A 21,053-nucleotide genomic window follows, 5' to 3' on the forward strand; every position below is an offset into this window, starting at 1 on the left:
CTTCGGCCTCGTCGGCACCGATGTCCGCACGCGGCAGGCGCGGCCTGCGGGGCATGTTCGGCCCGCGTCACGCCGGGCACACCGTGGCCACGGACCACCTGGCGGCGCTGTCGCTGCCGGTCGGGGACGACGGCGTGGTCATCGGCGACGACGCCGAGGGACGCCCGCAGATGGTGGGCTTCCACCGTTCGACGCCGTACGAGGTGCTGCTGATCGGCGGCCTGTGGACGGCCCAGGTGCTGGCGCTGCGCGCGGCGGGCACCGGCGCACGGGTCGCGGTGGAGACCGGCCGTGCGCAGGAGTGGACCGTCCTGGCGCAGACCGCGGGCGCCGGCCTGGAGTGCGTCACACTGCACGACGTGGGGCGCGTCCCGCCCATGGGAGCGACGGTGAGCAGCCCCGTCCTGGTGGTACGGGACTGCGGCATGCGGCCCCCGCGCGGACGGGTGGTGTCCTCGCCCTGGCAGTCCGTGCTGACGCTGCTGCCGTACCTGAGCCCGGTCGCGCCCCGGTTGATGCGGGCGTCGACGCTGGTGGGCGTCCAGCGGGTGTCGCCGCAGGAGGCGGAGCAGATCGGCCGCATCCTGGGGCTGTCCCGGGCCGAGACGGAGGCGCTGCCCACCCTGGCGGACGGTGTCACGCTGTGGTGCTCCGGGCGCGAGCGCCACTGGGTGATGACGAACGCCACGGACGCGGAGTCGGGTCTGCTGGGCATGCCCCGCCGCATGGACTGAGATCCCGCGCTGCTCTCCCGTCGCCCACCGGTTCTTTCCGGCCGCCCGATGCACGTTTCCGCGCCCCTCGGGTGGCCTAGGATTGGGACGACGGTGACGCGCAGCTACGAACAACTACGCGTCGCCACAGGCTGTTTGGGATCCGTTCGCCGCGACCGTGATCGAGAGGAAGCCTCATGGGGAGCGCACAGGAGAAGGACGAGCTGTACGCCCTCGACATCTCGGGTGTCGAGTGGCAGGGCGCTCCCGGGACGAGCGCCGACGAGGAACGCGTCGAGATCGCGTACCTGCCGGGCGGCGCCGTCGCGATGCGCTCGTCCCTCGACCCCGACACCGTCCTGCGGTACACGGAGGCGGAGTGGCGGGCGTTCGTGCTCGGGGCGCGGGACGGGGAGTTCGACCTCCAGTAGCGCGGCTCCCGTGGTGCGGCTCGCGTCGTGCCGCCCCGGTCGTGCCGCCCGCGTCGGCACCCGTACGGGTCGCGTCGTACGGCTCGCGTCGTACGGCTCGTCGCTGCCGAGACGGAATCGTGAGCAGCACCCGCCCCGGCACGGGTGCCCCTTTCTTTTCATGGGGCTTGTGCCGGTTTCGCCCGGCGTGCTCTTCACGCTGCGCCCCACCCGTGTCACCAACGGGCAGTGCGGGGCGCGGGGGACGGCGGGCGACCGTGGACGGGCCTGCCGGTCCGGCACCCTTGACGATTAGGGTGGGGTCAGGGCGCCGTGGACGGACGGACAGCCGCATGCGCCGCGTCCCAGGGGGAGAGCCGGGCCGATCGGACGTCAGCGGTGGCCCCCGCCCACCACGACACAAGGGTGCTCGACCACACCAGGAGGCAAAGTGAACGGCGATCGGGACGACATCCACGGGAGCTGGGACCTTCCCGTCGACGAGTCCGACGCGGATCCCGTCGAGATGACGGGTGAGTTCACCATCGACTACACCCCGCCGGCCTGGTACACGCAGAACGCGGGTGACACCTCCGGTGGTGGCGCGTCCCCGTCGGTGCCCGCTCAGGGCGGTACGCCCGGGTCCGCACCTCCCCCGCCGCCCGGGGCCCAGCCGGTGTACGTGCCCGGCCTGCCCTCGGGCAGCGGCTTCGAGCCGCACGGGGCTCCGGCGCCCGCGGTCCCGCCCGCTGCTCCGGTCGCCCCCGCGCCGGCCGCCGGCGAGGCGCCGCACGGGAGCGGTGACGCGGCCGAGGCGTCCGCCGGGGACACGCCCCAAGCGCCGCACGCGCCGCAGCCCTTCGGCGGCGGCGACCTGGAGAGCGGCGCGACCATGCGCTTCTCGCCCTCCGCCCTGAAGCGGGAGATGGCCGAGATCGCCGAGCGTGAGGCGGCCGCGTCGGCCGAGGCATCCGCGCCTTCCGGCAACGGCTCCACCGAGGCGGCGGCGCAGGACGCGGACGGCACGGCGTCCGGCACCCCCGCCGACGCGGACGCCACGCACGACGCGCAAGACACACAGGACGCGTGGGACACGGGAAGCACGGGGGACGACGGCCTCGCCGCCGCCCCGGTGGACGCGAGCACCGGGGCGTCCGCACCGGCCGCGGACCGGCCGGAGGCCGTTGCGGAGGCCGAGGCCGAAGCCGTGGCCGATGTGCGCAGTGACAACGAGGGTGAGGCCGGGGCCGCAGCCGGCGGCGAGGACGCACCGGAGCCCGCTCCCGCGGTCCAGGCGGAGACCGCGGAGGAAGCACCCGAGGACACCGGCGCACCGCAGGAGCCGGTCGACGCCGACGCCGTACCGCGAGACGCCGTGCCCCAGGACGCGATGCCGCAGGACGGCGTACCGCAGGACGCACCGCCGGCCGGGGCGGCGCACGGCGACGCTCCGGTGACCGGCCTTCAGGTCGCCGACGCCCCCGCGGCCCCGGTGCCCGCAGCGGACGCGCCGGTCCAGCCGTGGTCTCCCCCGCCGGGTCCGCAGGGCACGGCCCTGCCGCCGCTGCCGCCCGCGTTCCAGCCCGCCGCGCCGGCGGGGGCCCCGCAGTGGCCGGCTCCGGCGCCGGGCGCGGAGCAGGCCGCCCTCCCGGCCGCCGACCAGCCGCACGTCCCCGCGCTGCCGGCCCAGGCGCCCGCGCCGCAGGGCGGCTACGGCTTCCCGCAGTCCGCACCGCAGCCTCAGCCGCAGCCCCAGCCCGGACAGCCGCAGCCGCAGGCCCAGCCCGCTCCCCCGGCCGGCTACGGCTTCCCCCACCCCGGCCAGCCCCACCCCGGCCAGCCGCAGCCCGGCCAGCCCGTCGTACCCGGCCAGCCGCAGGCGGGCCGGCCCGGCCAGCCGCAGCCCGGTGCCGGGCTCCCGCCGCAGGCCCAGCCCGCCCCTCAGCCCGGTTACGGATTCCCGCACCCCGGCCAGCCCGGCGTCCCTGCCCAGCCGCAGCCGCACGCGGGTCAGCCCGTACCACCGCAGTACGTACCGCCGCAGGCCGCACTGCCGCAGCCCGCTCCCGGCGGCGCCCTGCCGGCCCAGGCGCCCGCGCCGCAGGGCGGCTACGGCTTCCCGCAGCCCACGCCGCAGCCGCAGCCCGGGGAGCCGCAGGCCCAGCCCGCTCCCCCGGCCGGCTACGGCTTCCCCCACCCCGGCCAGCCGCAGCCCGGCCAGCCCGTCGTACCCGGCCAGCCGCACCCGGGACAGCCGCAGCCCGGTGCCTACGACCCGCGGACCGGCGCCGCCTGGCCCACGCCCGTCGCGCACGACCAGCGGGAGCGCTCCGTGCCGGGCGCGCCGCTCGGCTACACCGCGGCCGTCGAGCTGTCCTCCGACCGTCTGCTGCGCAACAACAAGCAGAAGGCCAAGTCGAGCCGTACCCCCTCCGCCGCGTCGCGCTTCAAGCTCGGCGGAAAGAAGGAGGAGCAGGAGCGGCAGCGCAAGCTGGAGCTGATCCGTACGCCGGTGCTGTCCTGCTACCGGATCGCGGTCATCTCCCTCAAGGGCGGTGTCGGCAAGACCACGACGACCACCGCGCTGGGCGCCACCCTGGCCACCGAGCGGCAGGACAAGATCCTGGCGATCGACGCCAACCCGGACGCCGGGACGCTCGGCCGGCGCGTGCGCCGCGAGACCGGGGCGACCATCCGCGACCTCGTCCAGGCGATCCCGTACCTGAACTCGTACATGGACATCCGCCGCTTCACCTCGCAGGCGCCCTCCGGTCTGGAGATCATCGCCAACGACGTGGACCCGGCCGTCTCGACGACGTTCAACGACGAGGACTACCGGCGGGCCATCGACGTCCTGGGCAAGCAGTACCCGATCATCCTCACCGACTCGGGCACCGGTCTGCTCTACAGCGCCATGCGCGGGGTCCTCGACCTCGCCGACCAGCTGATCATCATCTCGACCCCGTCCGTCGACGGCGCGTCGAGCGCGTCGACGACGCTCGACTGGCTGTCGGCGCACGGGTACGCGGAGCTGGTGCAGCGCTCGATCACGGTGATCTCGGGGGTCCGCGAGACCGGCAAGATGATCAAGGTCGAGGACATCGTCCAGCACTTCGAGACCCGGTGCCGCGGTGTCGTCGTGGTGCCGTTCGACGAGCACCTCGCGGCGGGCGCCGAGGTGGACCTCGACATGATGCGGCCGAAGACCCGGGAGGCGTACTTCAACCTCTCGGCGATGGTCGCCGAGGACTTCGTACGGGCGCAGCAGGCGCAGGGTCTGTGGACCGGGGACGGGCAGGGCGGCATGCCGCCGCAGATGGCGCCTCCGGTGCCGGGCCAGTCGTACGCGCCGCAGCAGCCCGCGCCCGGGCAGCCGTACCCGCCGCAGGGCCGGCCGTACGCGCCGCAGCAGCCCGCGCCCGGGCAGCCGTACGCCCCGCAGCAGCCCGCGCCCGGTCAGCCGTACGGACCGCCCCAGCAGTGGCAGCAGCAGCCGCAGCAGCCCGGTCAGGCGCCGGGCCAGGCACCCGGTCAGGCGCCCGGCGGATGGCCCGCGCAGCAGCCCCCGCAGGCGCCGCCAGCCCCTCAGCAGTAAGGCGGCAGAGGACTGGACCACTGAGGGCCCGCACCGTCACCACGGTGCGGGCCCTCCGTCGTATTCCCGCAGCGCACAACGGGTTTGACGCATCGTTGACGCGGCCGTCGGGCGCTGATAGACCTCCTTCACCAGCTGGCGCCCCGAGATCGACGCGAGGTTCACCTCATGGTCACCATGGCTCCGCACCGCTCCCTCAGACTGCTTCTCGCCTCAGGCGTCACCGCCACCAGCCTTCTCTGCTTACCGGCGCAGGCGGCCGGCGACGACGGCCCCGGGAACGTCCTGACGATCGCCGTCTCGCAGAGCGTGGACTCCCTGAGCCCCTTCCTCGCGCAGCGGCTGGTCTCCACCACCCTCCACCGGCTGACCTACGAGTACCTGACGAACTACGACGTCAAGGACGCCCGGACGATCCCGGGTCTCGCCACCGCGTGGAAGCCCTCCCCCGACAAGCTGACGTGGACCTTCACCGTCCGCGACGACTCCAGGTGGTCGGACGGCAAGCCGGCGACGGCCGAGGACGCGGCCTGGACCTTCAACAAGATGATGACGGACGAGGACGCCGCCACGGCCAACGGCAGCTTCACCGCCAACTTCCGCAAGGTCACGGCGCCCGACCCCCGCACCCTCGTCATCGAGCTGAAGAAGCCGCAGGCGACGATGACCGCGCTCGACGTCCCGATCGTGCCCAAGCATGTCTGGGAGAAGGTCGGCGACTTCTCGAAGTTCAACAACGACAAGCAGTTCCCGATCGTCGGCAACGGCCCGTTCGTCATCACGGACCACAAGGTCGACCAGTACGTGAAACTCAGGCCGAACAAGCACTTCTGGCGCGGGGCGCCGAAGTTCGACGAGCTGGTGCTGAAGTACTACAAGGACGGTGACGCCGCCGTCGCCGCGCTGCGCAAGGGCGAGGTCTCCTTCGTCCCCAACCTCACCCCGGCCCAGGCCGCGTCCCTCCGGTCCACCCCCGGCATCAAGGTCAACGACGCGCCCGGCCGCCGGTTCTACGCCCTCGCCACCAACCCGGGGGCGCGCGCCAAGGACGGCAAGAGGTTCGGCACCGGGCACCCCGCCCTGCTCGACCCGCAGGTCCGCAAGGCGCTCTTCCTCGCCGTCGACCGCAAGGCGATCGTGGAGAAGGTCTTCCAGGGGCACGCCGTGGAGGGCGCCGGCTACATCCCCCCGCGCTTCGACCGCTACTTCTGGAAGCCGGAGGGCTCCCAGGAGCGGGGTTACGACCCGGCCGGGGCGGAACGGCTCCTCGACACCGCCGGCTACCGCAAGAACGCCGCGGGCAAGCGCGTCGGCAAGGACGGCAAGCCGCTGGACTTCCGCATCCTGTGCCACGCCACCGACCCCAACGACAAGGCCGTCGGCAAGTACCTCCAGGAGTGGTGGTCCGAGCTCGGCATCGGGCTGAAGGTCGACTGCCTCGACAACGTCTCGGACCCCTGGGCGAAGGGCGACTACGACCTGGCCTTCGACGGCTGGTCGGTCAACCCCGACCCGGACTTCGTCCTCTCCATCCACACCTGCGCGGCGCTCCCCGCCACCCCGAAGGACACCGGCGCCACCGACAACTTCATCTGCGACCGGCAGTACGACGAGCTGTACGCGCGGCAGGCGGCCGAGTACGACCCCGCGAAACGGGCCGGGATCGTCAAGCAGCTGCAGTCGCGGCTGTACGACACCGGATACATGAACGTCATGGCGTACCCGAACGCGGTGGAGGCGTACCGCACCGACCACATCGCGTCCATCACGACGATGCCGGAGGCGGCCGGCAATCTCTGGGGGCAGGACGGCTATTGGAGCTGGTGGTCGGCCGAGCCGGCGGCGGCCGGTGACGGCGGGGACCCGGGCTCCGCGACGGGCGTGTGGCTGGTGATCGGCCCCGCCGCGCTCGTTCTCCTCGCGGTCGGCGTCTGGGCCGCGGTCCGCCGCCGCTCCACCGCCGACGACCGCGAGTAGCCGGTGACGACCGCGAGCGCGCCCGCCGGTGCGGCGGGGCGCGGCGTCACGGCGCCGGGCAGGGCCACGGCGTACCCGCGCTACCTTGCGGGCCGGCTGGGGGGTGCGGTGGTGTCCCTGCTCGCCGTCCTCGTCACCAGCTTCTTCCTCTTCCGGATCCTGCCCGGCGACCCGGTCAGGGCGATGACGCACGGCCAGCCGACGTCCGCCGCGCAGATGGCCACGCTGCGCCGGCAGTTCGGACTGGACCTGCCGCTGTGGCAGCAGTTCACGGAGTACTGCGGCAAGGCGCTGACCGGTGATCTGGGGATGTCGTACCAGTTCCGCGCGCCGGTCGGCGAGCTGATCGCGCAGAAGGTGCCGGCGACACTGCTGCTGACCGGGACGGCCGTGGTGCTCTACTCGGCGATCGGGCTGTGGCTCGGCACCCGTACGGCCTGGCGGCACGGCGGTACCGGCGACCGGGTGCACACGGGTGTCGCGCTGACCTTGTGGTCGGTGCCGTCGTTCTGGCTCGGCCTGCTGCTCATCATCGTGTTCGCGGTGGGCATCGGGCCGGTGCCGGGGATGTTCCCGACCGGCGGCATGGAGTCGGGCGACGGCGGTACGGGGCTCGCGTACGTCCTCGACGTGGCGCACCACATGGTGCTGCCCGTGGTGACGCTGGTGGCCGTCGGGTACGCGCAGACACTGCTCGTGATGCGTTCCTCGCTCCTCGACGAGATGGGCGGCGACTACCTGACGACCGCGCGGGCCAAGGGGTTGCGCGACGATGCCGTACGCCGCCGGCACGCGGTGCCGAACGCGCTGCTGCCGACCGTGACCATGGTCTTCATCAACCTGGGCCATGTGGCGGCCGGTTCGATCCTCGTGGAGACGGTCTTCTCCTGGCCCGGCCTCGGCGGGCTGTTCTACCAGGCGCTGTCCGTGCCCGATCTGCCGCTCGTGCAAGGGCTGTTCGTCGTCTTCGCGGGAGCGATGATCGTGATGAATTTGCTGGCCGACCTGCTCCATCCGCTGCTCGACCCCCGGGTGGGCCGATGACGTCCCTGGTCCGGGCCCGGCGGCGGGAGTCGGCCGGGCGCTTCTGGCGGCAGTACCGGACGCACCGGGCCGGGCTGTGCGGGCTGGCCGCTCTCGCGCTGATCGCGCTGGTGGCGCTGGCCGCGCCGCTGCTCGTCGGCGATGACGTGCAGAGCGTGACGGACGCGCGGGGTACGGCACTGGAGGCGCCGAGCGGCGCCTTCCCGCTGGGCACGGACCAGTTCGGACGGTCGCTGCTCGGGCTGCTGGTCTGGGGGGCGCGGGTGTCGCTCGCCGTGGGGCTGCTCGCGGCGGCGCTGTCGGTGGCCATCGGCACGCTGGTCGGGATCGTCGCGGGCCACTACGGCGGCCGGCTGTCGACCCTGCTGATGCGGATCACCGACTGGTTCCTGGTGATGCCGTCGCTGGTGCTGGCGATCGTGCTGGCGACGGTGATGTCGCGGAGCATGTGGACGGTGATCCTCGCGATCGGCGTCACGAGCTGGCCGACCACGGCGCGGCTGGTGCGCGCGCAGACGATCGCGGTCGAGTCGCGCCCGTACATCGAACGCGCCAGGGCGCTCGGCGGCGGGCACGGACACGTCATGAGCCGCCACGTCCTGCCCAATGTGATGCCGCTGGTGCTGGCCCAGACGACGCTGTGCATCTCCGGCGCGATCCTGACCGAGGCGACGCTTGCGTTCCTCGGGCTCGGCGACCCGACGGTCGTGTCGTGGGGCGGCATGCTGCAGGACGCGCGCGAGGCGGGTGCGGTGTCGTCCGGGCACTGGTGGTACCTGGCGCCGCCGGGGATCGCGATCGCGGTCGTCGCGCTCGCCTTCACCCTGTGCGGGCGGGCGGTCGAGTCCGTGCTCAACCCGCGGCTGGGGGTGGGGCGTTGAGCCTGCTGGAGGTCAGGGACCTGAAGGTCACGTACGGGTCGGGCGCGGCCGCCGTGCCGGCGGTCCGCGGTGTCGACCTCACCGTCGGCGCGGGGCGGAAGCTCGGTATCGCGGGCGAGTCCGGGTGCGGGAAGTCGACGCTGGCGCTGGCGCTGCTACGGCTGCTGCCCGCGTCGGCGCGGCTGAGCGGCCGGGTCCTGCTGGACGGCGAGGACGTGCTGACCATGAAGTGGGGGCGGCTGCGGGCCGTGCGGTGGGCCGGCGCGTCGATCGTGTTCCAGGGGGCGATGCACTCGCTGAACGCCGTGCACCGCATCGGCGACCAGATCGCCGAGCCGCTCCTCGTCCACGGCATGGCGGCGCCCGCGGCGGCGCGCAGGCGGGCCGGGGAGCTGCTGGAGCAGGTGGGGCTGCCGGCGGCCCGGGCGGCCGCGTACCCGCACGAACTGTCCGGCGGGCAGCGGCAGCGGGTGATGATCGCGATGGCGCTGGCCTGCGATCCGCGGCTGATCGTCGCGGACGAGCCGACCACCGCGCTCGATGTGATGGTCCAGGCGCAGATCCTGCGGCTGATCGAGCGGCTGGTCGCCGAGCAGGACATCAGCCTGGTGATGATCAGCCACGACCTGGCGGTGCTGGCCGACACCTGCGACCGGCTGGCGGTGATGTACGCGGGGCGGGTCGTCGAGGAGGGCCCGGCGCGGCAGGTGTACGACGCGGCCGCGCACCCGTACGGGCGTGCGCTGTCCGCCGCCTTCCCGCGCATCGGGGACCCGGCGTCGCGGCGGGCACCGCGCGGTCTGCCGGGTGATCCGCCGGACCCCGCCTCTCCGCCGCCGGGGTGTCCCTTCCACCCGAGGTGCCCGGTGGCGCTGGAGACCTGCCGGACCGACGTGCCGCCGCTGGCCGAGGTGGCGCCGGGCCATCGCTCGGCCTGCGTCCTGACCACCGGGAGCCCCGCATGAGGTGCCCGCCGACCATCGGGAGCCGCGCATGACGTCCGTCCTGACCATCGGGAGCCGCGCATGACGTCCGTCCTGACCACCGGGAGCCCCGCATGACGTCCTTGCTGTCCGCCGACGGGCTGCACGTGACCTTCCCGGGGCGGCGCGGCGGCCCGTCCGCGCGCGCCGTGGACGGGGTGGACCTGGAGATCGGGGCCGGCGAGATCGTCGCTCTCGTCGGGGAGTCGGGGTGCGGCAAGACGACCCTGGCGCGGGCGCTGCTGGGGCTGGTGGAGCCGGCGTCCGGCTCCGTCTCCTTCGCCGGAGCACCGCTCCGGTACAGGAGCGGCGCTCTCAAGGCGTACCGGCGGCGCGTCCAGCTCGTGCTGCAGGACCCCAGCGGCTCGCTCAACCCGCGGCACACGGTGTACGACGCGGTCGCCGAGGGCCTGCGCATCCACGGGTACGACGGGAGCGAACGCGCCGCCGTCGGCGGGGCGCTGGCGCGCGCGGGGCTGCGCCCACCGGAGCGTTTCTTCCTGCGCTACCCGCACGAGCTGTCGGGCGGTCAGCGGCAGCGGGTGGTCATCGCCGGCGCGCTGGTCCTGGAGCCGGAGCTCATCGTCGCCGACGAGCCGGTCGCCTCGCTCGACGCGTCGGTACGCGGCGAGATCCTGGCGCTGCTGCTGCGCCTGCGCGACGAACTGGGCCTGGCGGCGCTCGTCGTCACGCACGACCTGGGACTGGCGTGGAACATCGCGGACCGGGTGGCCGTGATGTACCTCGGGCGCATCGTGGAGACCGGCACGGTGGAGGAGGTCCTGTCGGCGCCCCGGCACCCGTACACGCAGGCCCTGCTGTCCGTCCTGCCGGAGTCCCCCACGCCGCCGGTGGTCCTCACGGGTGAACCCCCGGACCCCTCGCGCATCCCGCCGGGCTGCCGCTTCCACGCGCGGTGCCAGGTCCTCGCCTCGGGCGAGGCGTCCCGCGCGGGCGTCGCGGACGCCTGCCGCACGCGCGACCTGCCGGTGCTCCCGGGCGCGGGCCGGGGAGCCGCCTGCCACTGGGCCCCGGACCCGTCCGGCGACCGGGACCGGTCCGGCGGGCGGACGGCGACCGACCGGCCCGGAGGAACGTCCGGTACGCCCGGTCCTTGACCGCCCCGGGCGTACGGTGCGGACCCGGCCCCGCGGACGGCCGGTGCCCGCGGGTGGGTGACAACGGCCGGTGGCCGGCCGGCGGCGCCCCGCCCCGGGATCCCGGGAAGCGCCGGCCGGCCCGTCAGCCGGTCAGCCGGTCAGCCGGTCAACCCGTCCAACTCGTTCAGTCCGTCCGGTCCGTTCAGTCCGTCCGGCCCGTCAGGAGAGCTTCGCGTCGTACGTGTCCGTCAGGGCGCGGCAGCGCTTGACGTCCTCCGCGATCGCTTCGAGGAGCGCCTCGATGGAGGCGAACTTCTCCTGGCCGCGGACATAGGCGAGGAAGTCGACCGCCACGTGCAGCCCGTACAGGTCGAGGCCGACGCGGTCGATCGCGTACGCCTCGACGGTCCGCTCGGTGCCGTCGAACTGCGGGTTGGTCCCGACCGAGATGGCCGCCGGCATGCGCTCGCCGCCGGCCGTGAGCCAACCCGCGTACACGCCGTCGGCCGGGATCGCGGTGTGGGGCAGGGTCTCGACGTTCGCCGTCGGGTAGCCGAGCTCGCGGCCGCGCTGGGCGCCGCGGACCACCACGCCCTCGACGCGGTGCGGGCGGCCCAGGATCTCGGCGGCGCCCTCGACGTCGCCCTCGGCGATCAGGCGGCGCGTCAGGGTGGACGAGAACGGCTCGCCGCCGCCCGCGTCACCGGTGACGTACAGGTCGATGACCTCGACCTCGTAGTCGTAGGTGCCGCCCATCTCGCGGAGGAACGCGACGTTCCCGGCCGCCTTGTGGCCGAAGCGGAAGTTGGGGCCCTCGATGACCGTGCGGGCGTGGAGCTTGTCCACGAGGACCTTGACGATGAAGTCGGCCGGCGAGAGCTGGGAGAACTCGGCCGTGAACGGCAGCACCAGCACGGCGTCGACCCCGAGGTCCGCCATCAGCTCGGCACGCCGGTGGTGCGGCGCGAGCAGCGGCGGGTGGCTGCCGGGGCGGACCACCTCCGACGGGTGCGGGTCGAAGGTGACGACGACCGAGGGGACGCCGAGCTCGCGCGCCCGCTCCACCGCGCGGCCGATGATCAGCTGGTGCCCGCGGTGCACTCCGTCGTAGGAGCCGATGGTGACGACGCTGCGCCCCCAGTCCTGGGGGATGTCCTCCAAGCCACGCCAGCGCTGCACTGTGACCGCTCCTCGCCCGAACCCGTGTACGTCATGGACCGCTTACGCAGGTCTAAGACTGCCATGCCCGTGGCTCCCGGCCCGCATCGGCATCGGACTGCCCAGCGTCCCGACGGTCCACCGGGCGCTCGGCCCGACGACGAAGACCCAGTCCTCCGGGGCCGCGGCCAGCCATCCGGCGGTGAGGGCCGCGAAGCCGGGCACCTCGCGGGCGAGCTCGACGAGGAGCCGGTCGAAGCGGGTGGCGCCCTCCGGGGTGCGCACCATCAGCAGGCCGGTGCGGTGCACCAGCTCGCGGGTGCGGGCCTCGGGCCGGTGCGCGGCGCCGAGGGCGACGGCCCGCAGGAGCGCTTCCGGTACGGCGGGGTCGCGCTCGGCACGCCGGTCGTACTCGTGCGCCAGGAGCACGTCGAGGAGTTCGTCGCGCAGCGGCCCGGACGTGCGGGTGCCGGGCGCCGCGAGGATCCGGGCCAGCTCGGCGCGCACCTGCGCGGGATGGTCCTGGAGCAGGCCGGCGACCAGCGGGAGGAGCACCGCGCGGGCGGCCGGGCCGTGCTCCAGGCGGCGGTCGAGGTACGCGGCGGCGTGCGCGGCGCCCTCGGGGTGCAGGGAGACGTACTCGTGGACGAGCGCGGCGGCGCGGCGGGCGAGCGCGGGCGGGTGGAGGTCGGCGAGCGCGGACAGGACGGCGTCGGCGCAGGCCACCGCCCGGGTTCCGGCACCCGTCTCCCGCAGGCGCGCCCGGAATGCCGCGAGGACCGGCTCGGGGTGGGTCTGCGCGGCGGCGGCGAGGGCGCTCGGGGGCAGCCCGGGGTCGCCGTCCCGGAAGGCGGCCAGGGCCCGCGGGAGGTGGTGCGCCCGGGACTCGGGGTCGCGGACCAGCAGGCCGAGCGCCGGGCCGTGCAGGGCGCGGTCGCCGGGGCGGGCGAGCAGCGCGAGGGCGGCGTACCGCAGGAGCTCACGGTCGGCCGCGGTGGTGGCGTGGTGGGCGACGAGCTGCCCGTACGCGGCGGCGGCGACCCGGCGGCCGGGGCGCGTGTCGTCGTGGGCCCAGCGGTCGACGGCCCGGCACAGGGCGGACGGCTCGTCCTCGGCGAGGGTGGCGAGCAGTTCGTCGGCGCGCGGATGGACCGTGGTGACGAGCGCTTCGCACAGGTCGTCGACCGCCAGGGCGCGATGGGCGTACAGCAGCGCCTGGGCCGCTCCGGCGACGGTGGGCCGCACCCCGGACCCGGGCGGGGCGGGCAGCGGCCGTTCGTCGCCGAACCAGCGGCACAGCAGCGGCTGGACGCCCCGGGGGTCCGCCACGAGCAGCGCGGTGACGGTGTCGAGGTAGCCGGGCGGGTGGGGGGAGCAGTGGGACGGGCGGGGGGAGCAGTGGGACGGGCGGGGAAAGGGGTGGGGCGGCCGGGCGGTCTCGTCCGGGCCCGGGGCGGCGGGGGCGCCGTCGGCGGGCACGAGCCGGCGCAGCAGGTCGACGCGCTCGTCCTCGCCGAGGCGGAGGCCCTCCCAGAAGGAGGGCCCGAACGCGGCGAGCCCGCCGAGGTGCCCGGGGCCGCCGTCGCGCAGGGACCGGTCGGTGATCCGGTCGGCGAGCATCCGCAGCACCGGCAGATACGGCCGGGTGTCCGGGACCCTGGCCAGCACGTCCCGCAGCAGCCGGGCGGCCCACCACAGGGCGTCCCCGGCGCCGTCGGGCGCGTCCGGGCGGTGCAGGGCGCCGATCAGGCCCTCCAGGCGCTCGGCCAGGGCCGAGGGGCCGTGGACGCGGTGGAGGCGCAGCAGTGCCTGGAGGACCGGGCCGATGCGGTGGCGCGGCACCGGCGGCCCGGGAGCGGGGTCCCCCGGCGCGGGCTGTACCCACCAGCGGTGCACCAGGCAGTGCAGCGCCGCGTCGACGTCCAGGTGGGCGCCCTGGAGCCAGTCGGCGAGCTCCTCGTGGGCGAAGCGGTAGCCGGCGCCCGCCGGGGTGAGGAGGCCCTCGGTGAGGACCGCCGAGGCCCAGCCGGCGTTCCAGGGGAACAGCTCCTCGAACGCCGCGCGGTCCAGCTCGCCCCGGCCGGCGCCCAGGCAGCGGCGGGCCGCCTCGTGGACGCGGCCGGACACGCGCGCGGCGAGCCGCCGCACCGCGGTGCCGCGCACCGGGGGCCGGGCGGCGGCCGCGAGGCGCACCGCGATCCGCAGGCACATCAGGTCGAGGTGGGCGGTGAAGATCTCGTCGCGGCCGGGGCGCCCGGGAACGTCCCCGGGCAGCGCCTCCCGGACCTCGGCGAGCAGCCGCAGCGCCAGCGGGTGGCGGGCGTCCTCGGCGGCGATGGCCCTGCCGGGCAGGCCGTACGCCGCGCGGGCCCACCGCGCCTCCCGCGCCGTGAGGTCGCCGACCGGTACGCGCCGCGCCGTGCCGGCCGGGTACAGCGGGCCGGCCTGCTCCCAGTGCTCGGGGCGGCAGGCGACCAGCAGCCGGGCGTCGTGCGCGCGCAGCCAGGCCGCGGTGCCCGCCGTCCAGGCGGGCAGCCGGTGGGCCAGATTCGGGGGCATCTCCTCGGGGCTGTCGAGGAGGACGAGCAGGGGGCGGCCCTCCGCGCGGGCGAGGCGTGCGATGCGCTCGGGGGTGGCGGCGGCCGATCCGTCCCACAGGCCCTGCCGGCCGGAGGCGGCGACGATCCGCCCCGCCCGGCGCAGGGCGCGGGCGACGGCGTCCGCCACCGAGGTGTCGTCGGCGCGCAGGTCAGCGCCGCGCAGCCATACGGTCGGGGCGGGCTCGGCGCCGCGGGCCCGGCGGGCGGCGACCGCGGCGAGCTCGGTGGTGCGCCCGGTGCCGGGCTCCCCGACGAGTGCGAGCACCGGTGTCCCGGAGGCGGCGGACAGCTCGTAGGCACCGGTCACCTCGGCCCGCTCGACCGGGTCCGGCCAGTGGCCGGGCCCGCCGACGGCGCCGCCGGAGGTGGCGGTGAGTTCCAGGACGCCCGCGAGGTTCAGGTCGCGCCCGTAGGCGGGGACGGTCGCGGCGCTGCGCCGCAGGAGGGCGGCGAGCGGTCCGTCGGGGTCGCGGGCGGCCACCGCCGCGAGCGGTACGGCGAAGCCGGCCGCCCGGCGCTCGGCGTGCAGGGCGGTGCCGAGCACGGCGAGGACCGCGCCGGTCTCCGCGTCCACGACGGGGCCGCCCGCGGCCTCGCCGCCGAGTCGCAGCGCCTCGCTGCCGTCGGTGCCGATGGCGAGTTCGAGGACGCCGCTGAGGTGGTGGAACCGGTCGGTGGCGGTGTAGGTCACCTCGGCCGTGCCGAGGACGCGGGCCTGGCGCCAACCGCCGGCGGCGATCCGGACGTACCCGCCGGGTGCGACGTGCTCGCGCCCGGCCAGCGGCAGGGGGCGCACGCCGAGCCCCTCGGTGCGCACCAGGGCGAGGGCGGCGCCGGGCAGCGGGGTGATGTGGTCGGCCCCGGCGGTGAACGTGCGGCCGCACGGCCCGTGCAGGACGACCCGTACCAGGCCGTCGACTGCTTCGTGGCTGGTCACGACGGTGCCCAGGTCGTCGGTGGCGAAGCCGGTGCCGCGCAGCCGGCCCGCCGGGTCACAGATCTTGACCAGCGTCGCCCGGTCCCCGCGTTCCATGGTTCGACGGTAGGACCGTGATGATCACCAGGAGAAGGACGCGGGACGAAAGCGCCCCCCGGCGCTCCCTCGGTTCGCTCCGAGCGCCTCGCCAAGTGGGTGAAAGTCGGCGCCGGGAGGGTTGGACCGGGGAGGAGCGGGATCGTGGAGCGGGCCTCCGGCCCGCTCCACGGTGGGCGGCGGGGTCAGCCGAACACGGCGAGGCTCTTGGCCTTGCCGTTCTTCTCCTCCACGAGGGCGAGGAAGCGGCCGTCCGGCCCGAACACCGCGACCGGCGCCGGGCCCGTGCCCGGGGTCCGGGAGGCGTCCGGGGCCGGCATGTCGAGGCGTACGCCGTTGAGCAGGAGCTTCGCGCGCCGCTCGTCCACGTCCCAGCGCGGGAACGCCGCTGCCGCGGCCTCGGCGATCGGCATCACGGTCAGCTCCTCCTGGAGCTGGTCCAGCGTGCGCGCCGCGTCCAGCTTGTACGGCCCCACCCGGGTGCGCCGCAGCGCGGTGAGGTGGCCGCCGACCCCGAGGTGGGCGCCCAGGTCGCGGGCGAGCGCCCGGATGTACGTACCGGAGGAGCAGACCACCGACACGACCAGGTCGACGACGGCCGTGCCGTCCTCGGCGACGGCCTCGCGCATGTCGTACACCTGGAAGGACGACACGGTGACCGGCCGGGCCGGGATGTCGAACTCCTCACCGCCGCGCACCCGCGCGTAGGACCGCTTGCCGTCGATCTTGATGGCGCTGACCTTGGACGGCACCTGCATGATGTCGCCGGTCAGCCCGGCGACCCCGGTGTCGACGGCCTCGCGCGTGACGGCGGAGGCGTCGGCGGACGAGGTGATCTCGCCCTCGGCGTCGTCGGTGACGGTGTTCTGCCCGAGCCGGATGGTGCCCAGGTACTCCTTCTCGGTCAGCGCGAGGTGACCGAGGAGCTTGGTGGCCTTCTGGACACCGAGGACGAGCACGCCGGTGGCCATCGGGTCGAGCGTCCCCGCGTGTCCGACGCGGCGGGTCCTGGCGATCCCGCGCATCTTCGCGACGACGTCGTGCGAAGTGAAGCCGGACGGCTTGTCGACGATGACAAGGCCGTCCGGCGTGGTGTGCTGGCTCATTCGGCGGCGGCGTCCTCGTCGTCGTCCGGCTTGCGGTACGGGTCCGTCTCACCCGCGTACGCGGCACCGGAGGCCGCCTCGCGCACCTTGGCGTCCGAGGCGCGGGCCTGGTCGAGGAGCTCCTCGATGGTCCGGGCCGTCTCGGGGAGGGCGTCCGGGACGAAGGACAGGGTGGGCGTGAACTTGGTGCCCGCCGCCGCGCCGACCGCCGAGCGCAGGACGCCCTTGGCGCTCTCCAGGCCCGCGGCGGCCGCCTTGCGGTCCTCGTCGTCGCCGTACACGGTGTAGAAGACGGTCGCCTCCCGCAGGTCACCCGTGACCCGGGTGTCGGTGATGGTCACGTGCGTGCCGAGCCGCGGGTCCTTGATCCCGCGCTGCAGCTTCTGCGCCACCACCTCCCGGATGAGGTCCGCCAGCTTCTTCGCCCGCGCGTTGTCGGCCACTGGTCCGTCTCCTCTTTCTCGCGCCGTGCACGGTCGTGTGCACGTCTCGCGCTTCTTGCTCGGTCAATCTTCGTCGGTGTGCAGCCGCCGCCGTACGGACAGCAGCTCCACCTCGGGCCGGGCGGCGACCATCCGCTCGCACCGGTCCAGTACCTCCGTGAGATGCCCGACGTCACCGGAGACCATCGCCAGGCCTATCTCGGCCCTGCGGTGGAGGTTCTGGTCGCCGGTCTCCGCCACGCTCACCGCGTACTTGCGCTGCAGCTCCGCGACGATCGGGCGGACGACGGAGCGCTTCTCCTTCAGCGACCGTACGTCGCCGAGAAGCAGGTCGAAGGAGAGTGTCCCCACGTACATGTATGCCCGGATGTCCCGCCGGTTCGGGTTCGAACGGCCCCGCCGTCCACGCGGCGGGGACACAAGAACCGTACACGCAACGGCCGGGGCCGATCGACGGATATTCTCCGCCGACCGGCCCCGGCTGCCGCATGGGGATCAGACGCGCGGCTTCTCGCGCATCTCGTACGTCGCGATGACGTCGTCGACCTTGATGTCGTTGAAGTTTCCGAGGTTGATACCGCCCTCGAAGCCTTCGCGGATCTCGGTGACGTCGTCCTTGAAGCGACGCAGACCCTCGATGTTGAGGTTCTCCGCGATGACCTTGCCGTCGCGGATGAGGCGCGCCTTGGTGTTGCGCTTGACCTCGCCGGAGCGGATGAGGACACCCGCGATGTTGCCCAGCTTGGACGAGCGGAAGACCTCGCGGATCTCCGCCGTACCGAGCTCGACCTCTTCGTACTCCGGCTTCAGCATGCCCTTCAGGGCCGCCTCGATCTCCTCGATGGCCTGGTAGATCACCGAGTAGTACCGGACGTCGACGCCCTCGCGCTCCGCCATCTGCGCGGCACGGCCGGCCGCGCGGACGTTGAAGCCGATGACGATGGCGTCGGAGCCCATCGCCAGGTCGATGTCCGACTCCGTGACCGCACCGACACCGCGGTGCAGGACCCGGATGTCGACCTCTTCGCCGACGTCGAGCTGGAGCAGCGAGGACTCGAGAGCCTCCACCGAACCGGACGCGTCGCCCTTGATGATGAGGTTGAGTTCCTGGATCTGACCGGCCTTGAGCACCTTGTCGAGGTCCTCGAGGGACACCCGGCGGGTGCGCTTGGCGAAGGCGGCGTTGCGCTCGCGCGCAGCGCGCTTCTCGGCGATCTGGCGTGCCGTGCGGTCCTCGTCGACGACGAGGAAGTTGTCGCCGGCGCCCGGGACGTTGGTGAGGCCCAGGACCAGGACGGGGGTCGACGGACCCGCTTCCTCGACGTTGTTGCCCTTGTCGTCGAGCATCGCGCGGACACGGCCGTACGCGTCGCCGACGACCATCGTGTCGCCGACCCGCAGCGTGCCGCGCTGGACCAGGATGGTCGCGACGGCACCGCGGCCGCGGTCGAGGTGCGACTCGATCGCGATGCCCTGCGCGTCCTGCTCCGAGTTGGCCCGCAGGTCGAGCGAGGCGTCCGCCGTGAGGATCACGGCCTCCAGCAGGGAGTCGATGTGCAGACCCTGCTTGGCGGAGATGTCGACGAACATGGTGTCGCCGCCGTACTCCTCGGCCACCAGGCCGTACTCGGTCAGCTGACCGCGCACCTTGACCGGGTCGGCGCCCTCGACGTCGATCTTGTTGACCGCGACCACGATCGGCACGTCGGCCGCCTTGGCGTGGTTCAGCGCCTCGATCGTCTGGGGCATCACACCGTCGTTCGCCGCCACCACGAGGATCGCGATGTCGGTGGACTTGGCACCACGGGCACGCATGGCGGTGAACGCCTCGTGACCCGGGGTGTCGATGAAGGTGATCTTGCGCTCTTCGTCGTTGACCTGGGTCGCGACCTGGTAGGCACCGATGTGCTGGGTGATGCCGCCGGCCTCACCCGCGACGACGTTCGTCTTGCGGATCGCGTCCAGCAGTCGCGTCTTGCCGTGGTCGACGTGACCCATGACGGTGACGACCGGCGGACGCGGGGTGAGGTACTCCTCGCCGCCCTCGTCCTCGCCCCATTCGAGGTCGAAGGACTCCAGCAGCTCGCGGTCCTCCTCCTCCGGGGAGACGATCTGAACCGTGTAGTTCATCTCGTCGCCGAGGAGCTGCAGCGTCTCGTCGGAGACGGACTGCGTGGCGGTGACCATCTCGCCGAGGTTCATCATGACCGCGACGAGCGACGCCGGGTTGGCGTTGATCTTCTCCGCGAAGTCGGTGAGGGACGCACCGCGCGACAGGCGAACGGTCTCGCCGTTGCCGCGAGGCAGCATCACGCCGCCGACCGACGGGGCCTGCATGGCCTCGTACTCCTGGCGCCTCTGCCGCTTCGACTTGCGACCGCGACGCGCCGGACCGCCGGGACGGCCGAAGGCGCCCTGCGTGCCACCACGGCCACCGGGGCCGCCGGGACGGCCACCGAAGCCGGGACGGCCACCGCCGCCGCCGAAGCCGCCGCCACCGGGAGCACCGGGACGACCGCCGCCACCGCCACCGGGACGGCCGGCGAAACCGCCGCCACCGCCGCCGGGACCGGCCGGACGACCGGCGAAGCCGGGACGACCGCCGCCGCCACCGCCCGGACGACCGCCGGCCGCGGGACCGCGACCGCCGCCACCGGGGCCCGGACGCGGGCCGGCAGCGGGACGCTGCGGCATCATGCCCGGGTTCGGGCGGTTACCGGCGGGGCCGCCGCCGGGACGCGGGGCCTGGGGCCGCGGCATGCCGCCGGGAGTGGGGCGCGGACCACCGGGACCGGCCTGCGGACGGGGACCGCCCTGACCGGCGCCCTGCGGGCGCGGACCACCGGGGGCGCCGGGAGCACCCGGACGCGGGGCGCCGCCCGGACGGGGCGCCTGCGGGCGCGCCATGCCGGTGGAGCCGCCGGAGGTGAAGGGGTTGTTGCCCGGACGCGGACCCGCGGGACGGGCACCGCCCGGACGCGGGGCCTGCTGGCCGGGGCGCGGCGCGCCGGGGCGGCCACCGCCCTGACCGGGGCGTGCGGCCGGCCGGGGGCCGGGGGTCGCACCGGGGCGCGGACCGGCGGCCGGGGCCGACGGAGGCGCGGTGAACTCCGGGTTCGCCGGAGCCGGGGACGCGGGCGCCGGCTTGGGCGTCGCGGGGGCCGGCTTGGGACCCGGGGTCGGACGCGGGCCGGGGGCCGGCGTCGTGGCTCCGCCCGCGCGGCTCGGCGCCGCGGGGGAGGACGATTCGGCCGCCGCGGGCTTCGGTGCCGGGGCACCGGGCTTCGGGGCAGCCGGACGGGCGGCCTGCGCCGGGGAGGGCGCGGGTGCCGCGGGCTTGGGGGAAGGCGCTGCCTTGCGGGGCGCGCCGGGCTTCGCTGCGGTCTTGCCGGCGGATCCGCCGGACCCCTGCAGCGCGTCAGTCAGTTTGCGTACAACCGGCGCTTCGATGGTCGAAGACGCCGAACGGACGAATTCACCGAGTTCCTGGAGCTTGGCCATGACGACCTTGCTCTCCACACCGAACTCCTTGGCGAGTTCGTATACCCGGACCTTAGCCACTTCGCTCCTTTTAGGTCCGGGTTACCGCCGGACCGTCGCTACTTCATGGGCGTACTCATCGCGTACTCATCGAGTGCTCATCGCAATCTCGACCTACTTCCACTCGCGAGGTACCTGACCGCACGGGGTGTCCGTGCCGTACTTCTTTCTTACAAGGTCACTGCTCTGCGTACCGGCGCAACTCCGCGGTTTCGAGCGGTCCCGGGACCTTGAAGGCCCTCGGGAACGCCCGGCGGCGGACCGCCAGGTCGAGACAGACCGAGGCGGGATGCACGTACGCACCCCGGCCGGGCAGCGTACCGCGTGGATCGGGGGCACAGGCGCCCTCGATCAACACGATGCGCAGCAGATCGCGCTTGGCCGCCCGCTCCCGGCATCCCACACAGGTGCGCTCAGGGCATGCGCGGGCATGCGTCCGGCCAGACACGGTTAAGTCTACCTCCCCGCAC

Annotated in this window: 15 protein-coding genes; 8 read left to right on the forward strand and 7 right to left on the reverse strand. The window is 74.4% G+C overall.

Features of this window, described 5'->3' with window-relative positions:
* Positions 1-20: 20 nt before the first annotated feature.
* From ACIA79_RS07185 to ACIA79_RS07220, 8 genes are all read left to right on the forward strand, one after another.
* Positions 21-734 (forward strand): hypothetical protein, encoded by a 714-nt coding sequence (locus ACIA79_RS07185; protein ID WP_399427481.1) that lies wholly within the window; start codon positions 21-23, stop codon positions 732-734.
* Positions 735-910: 176 nt separating this feature from the next.
* Entirely contained in the window at positions 911-1,144 is a 234-nt protein-coding gene (locus ACIA79_RS07190; RefSeq protein ID WP_031074826.1) for a DUF397 domain-containing protein, read from the forward strand.
* 430 nt (positions 1,145-1,574) lie between these two features.
* Positions 1,575-4,718, forward strand: coding sequence for an SCO5717 family growth-regulating ATPase (locus ACIA79_RS07195; RefSeq protein WP_399427160.1), 3,144 nt, complete (start codon positions 1,575-1,577; stop codon positions 4,716-4,718).
* 168 nt (positions 4,719-4,886) lie between these two features.
* A complete protein-coding gene (locus ACIA79_RS07200) occupies positions 4,887-6,695 on the forward strand; it encodes an ABC transporter substrate-binding protein (protein WP_399427161.1) in 1,809 nt (602 codons plus the stop codon).
* A 3-nt stretch (positions 6,696-6,698) separates the two neighbouring features.
* On the forward strand, positions 6,699-7,739 hold the full coding sequence (locus ACIA79_RS07205) for an ABC transporter permease (protein ID WP_399427162.1): 1,041 nt from the start codon (positions 6,699-6,701) through the stop codon (positions 7,737-7,739).
* A complete protein-coding gene (locus ACIA79_RS07210) occupies positions 7,736-8,620 on the forward strand; it encodes an ABC transporter permease (RefSeq protein ID WP_399427163.1) in 885 nt (294 codons plus the stop codon). Before ACIA79_RS07205 ends, ACIA79_RS07210 begins: the two co-directional genes overlap by 4 nt.
* On the forward strand, positions 8,617-9,585 hold the full coding sequence (locus ACIA79_RS07215; protein ID WP_399427164.1) for an ABC transporter ATP-binding protein: 969 nt from the start codon (positions 8,617-8,619) through the stop codon (positions 9,583-9,585). Before ACIA79_RS07210 ends, ACIA79_RS07215 begins: the two co-directional genes overlap by 4 nt.
* A 92-nt stretch (positions 9,586-9,677) precedes the next feature.
* Positions 9,678-10,721, forward strand: a complete 1,044-nt coding sequence (locus ACIA79_RS07220) for an ABC transporter ATP-binding protein (RefSeq protein ID WP_399427165.1) — start codon at positions 9,678-9,680, stop codon at positions 10,719-10,721.
* Positions 10,722-10,922: 201 nt separating this feature from the next.
* Here ACIA79_RS07220 and ACIA79_RS07225 read toward each other — a convergent pair whose 3' ends face one another.
* The 7 genes from ACIA79_RS07225 to ACIA79_RS07255 all read right to left on the reverse strand — a co-directional run bounded on the left by ACIA79_RS07225 (position 10,923) and on the right by ACIA79_RS07255 (position 21,031).
* Positions 10,923-11,882 carry a bifunctional riboflavin kinase/FAD synthetase gene (locus ACIA79_RS07225; protein WP_399427166.1) on the reverse strand — a complete coding sequence of 320 codons (960 nt, stop codon included), beginning with the start codon at positions 11,880-11,882 and terminating at the stop codon, positions 10,923-10,925.
* A gap of 42 nt (positions 11,883-11,924) precedes the next feature.
* Entirely contained in the window at positions 11,925-15,494 is a 3,570-nt protein-coding gene (locus tag ACIA79_RS07230) for a serine protease (protein ID WP_399427167.1), read from the reverse strand.
* A gap of 185 nt (positions 15,495-15,679) precedes the next feature.
* Positions 15,680-16,600, reverse strand: a complete 921-nt coding sequence (gene truB / locus ACIA79_RS07235) for a tRNA pseudouridine(55) synthase TruB (RefSeq protein ID WP_399427168.1) — start codon at positions 16,598-16,600, stop codon at positions 15,680-15,682.
* Positions 16,597-17,043, reverse strand: coding sequence for a 30S ribosome-binding factor RbfA (gene rbfA / locus ACIA79_RS07240; RefSeq protein ID WP_399427170.1), 447 nt, complete (start codon positions 17,041-17,043; stop codon positions 16,597-16,599). Before rbfA ends, truB begins: the two co-directional genes overlap by 4 nt.
* 63 nt (positions 17,044-17,106) lie before the next feature.
* Positions 17,107-17,400 carry a DUF503 domain-containing protein gene (locus ACIA79_RS07245; RefSeq protein ID WP_399427171.1) on the reverse strand — a complete coding sequence of 98 codons (294 nt, stop codon included), beginning with the start codon at positions 17,398-17,400 and terminating at the stop codon, positions 17,107-17,109.
* Positions 17,401-17,538: 138 nt separating this feature from the next.
* Positions 17,539-20,604 carry a translation initiation factor IF-2 gene (infB, locus tag ACIA79_RS07250; RefSeq protein WP_399427172.1) on the reverse strand — a complete coding sequence of 1,022 codons (3,066 nt, stop codon included), beginning with the start codon at positions 20,602-20,604 and terminating at the stop codon, positions 17,539-17,541.
* Positions 20,605-20,761: 157 nt separating this feature from the next.
* The gene (locus ACIA79_RS07255; protein WP_399427173.1) at positions 20,762-21,031 is read right to left on the reverse strand and encodes a YlxR family protein; all 270 of its coding nucleotides are present in this window, start codon (positions 21,029-21,031) and stop codon (positions 20,762-20,764) included.
* Positions 21,032-21,053: the final 22 nt, after the last annotated feature.

The organism is Streptomyces sp. NPDC051310 (assembly GCF_044455245.1).
Classification (GTDB): domain Bacteria; phylum Actinomycetota; class Actinomycetes; order Streptomycetales; family Streptomycetaceae; genus Streptomyces.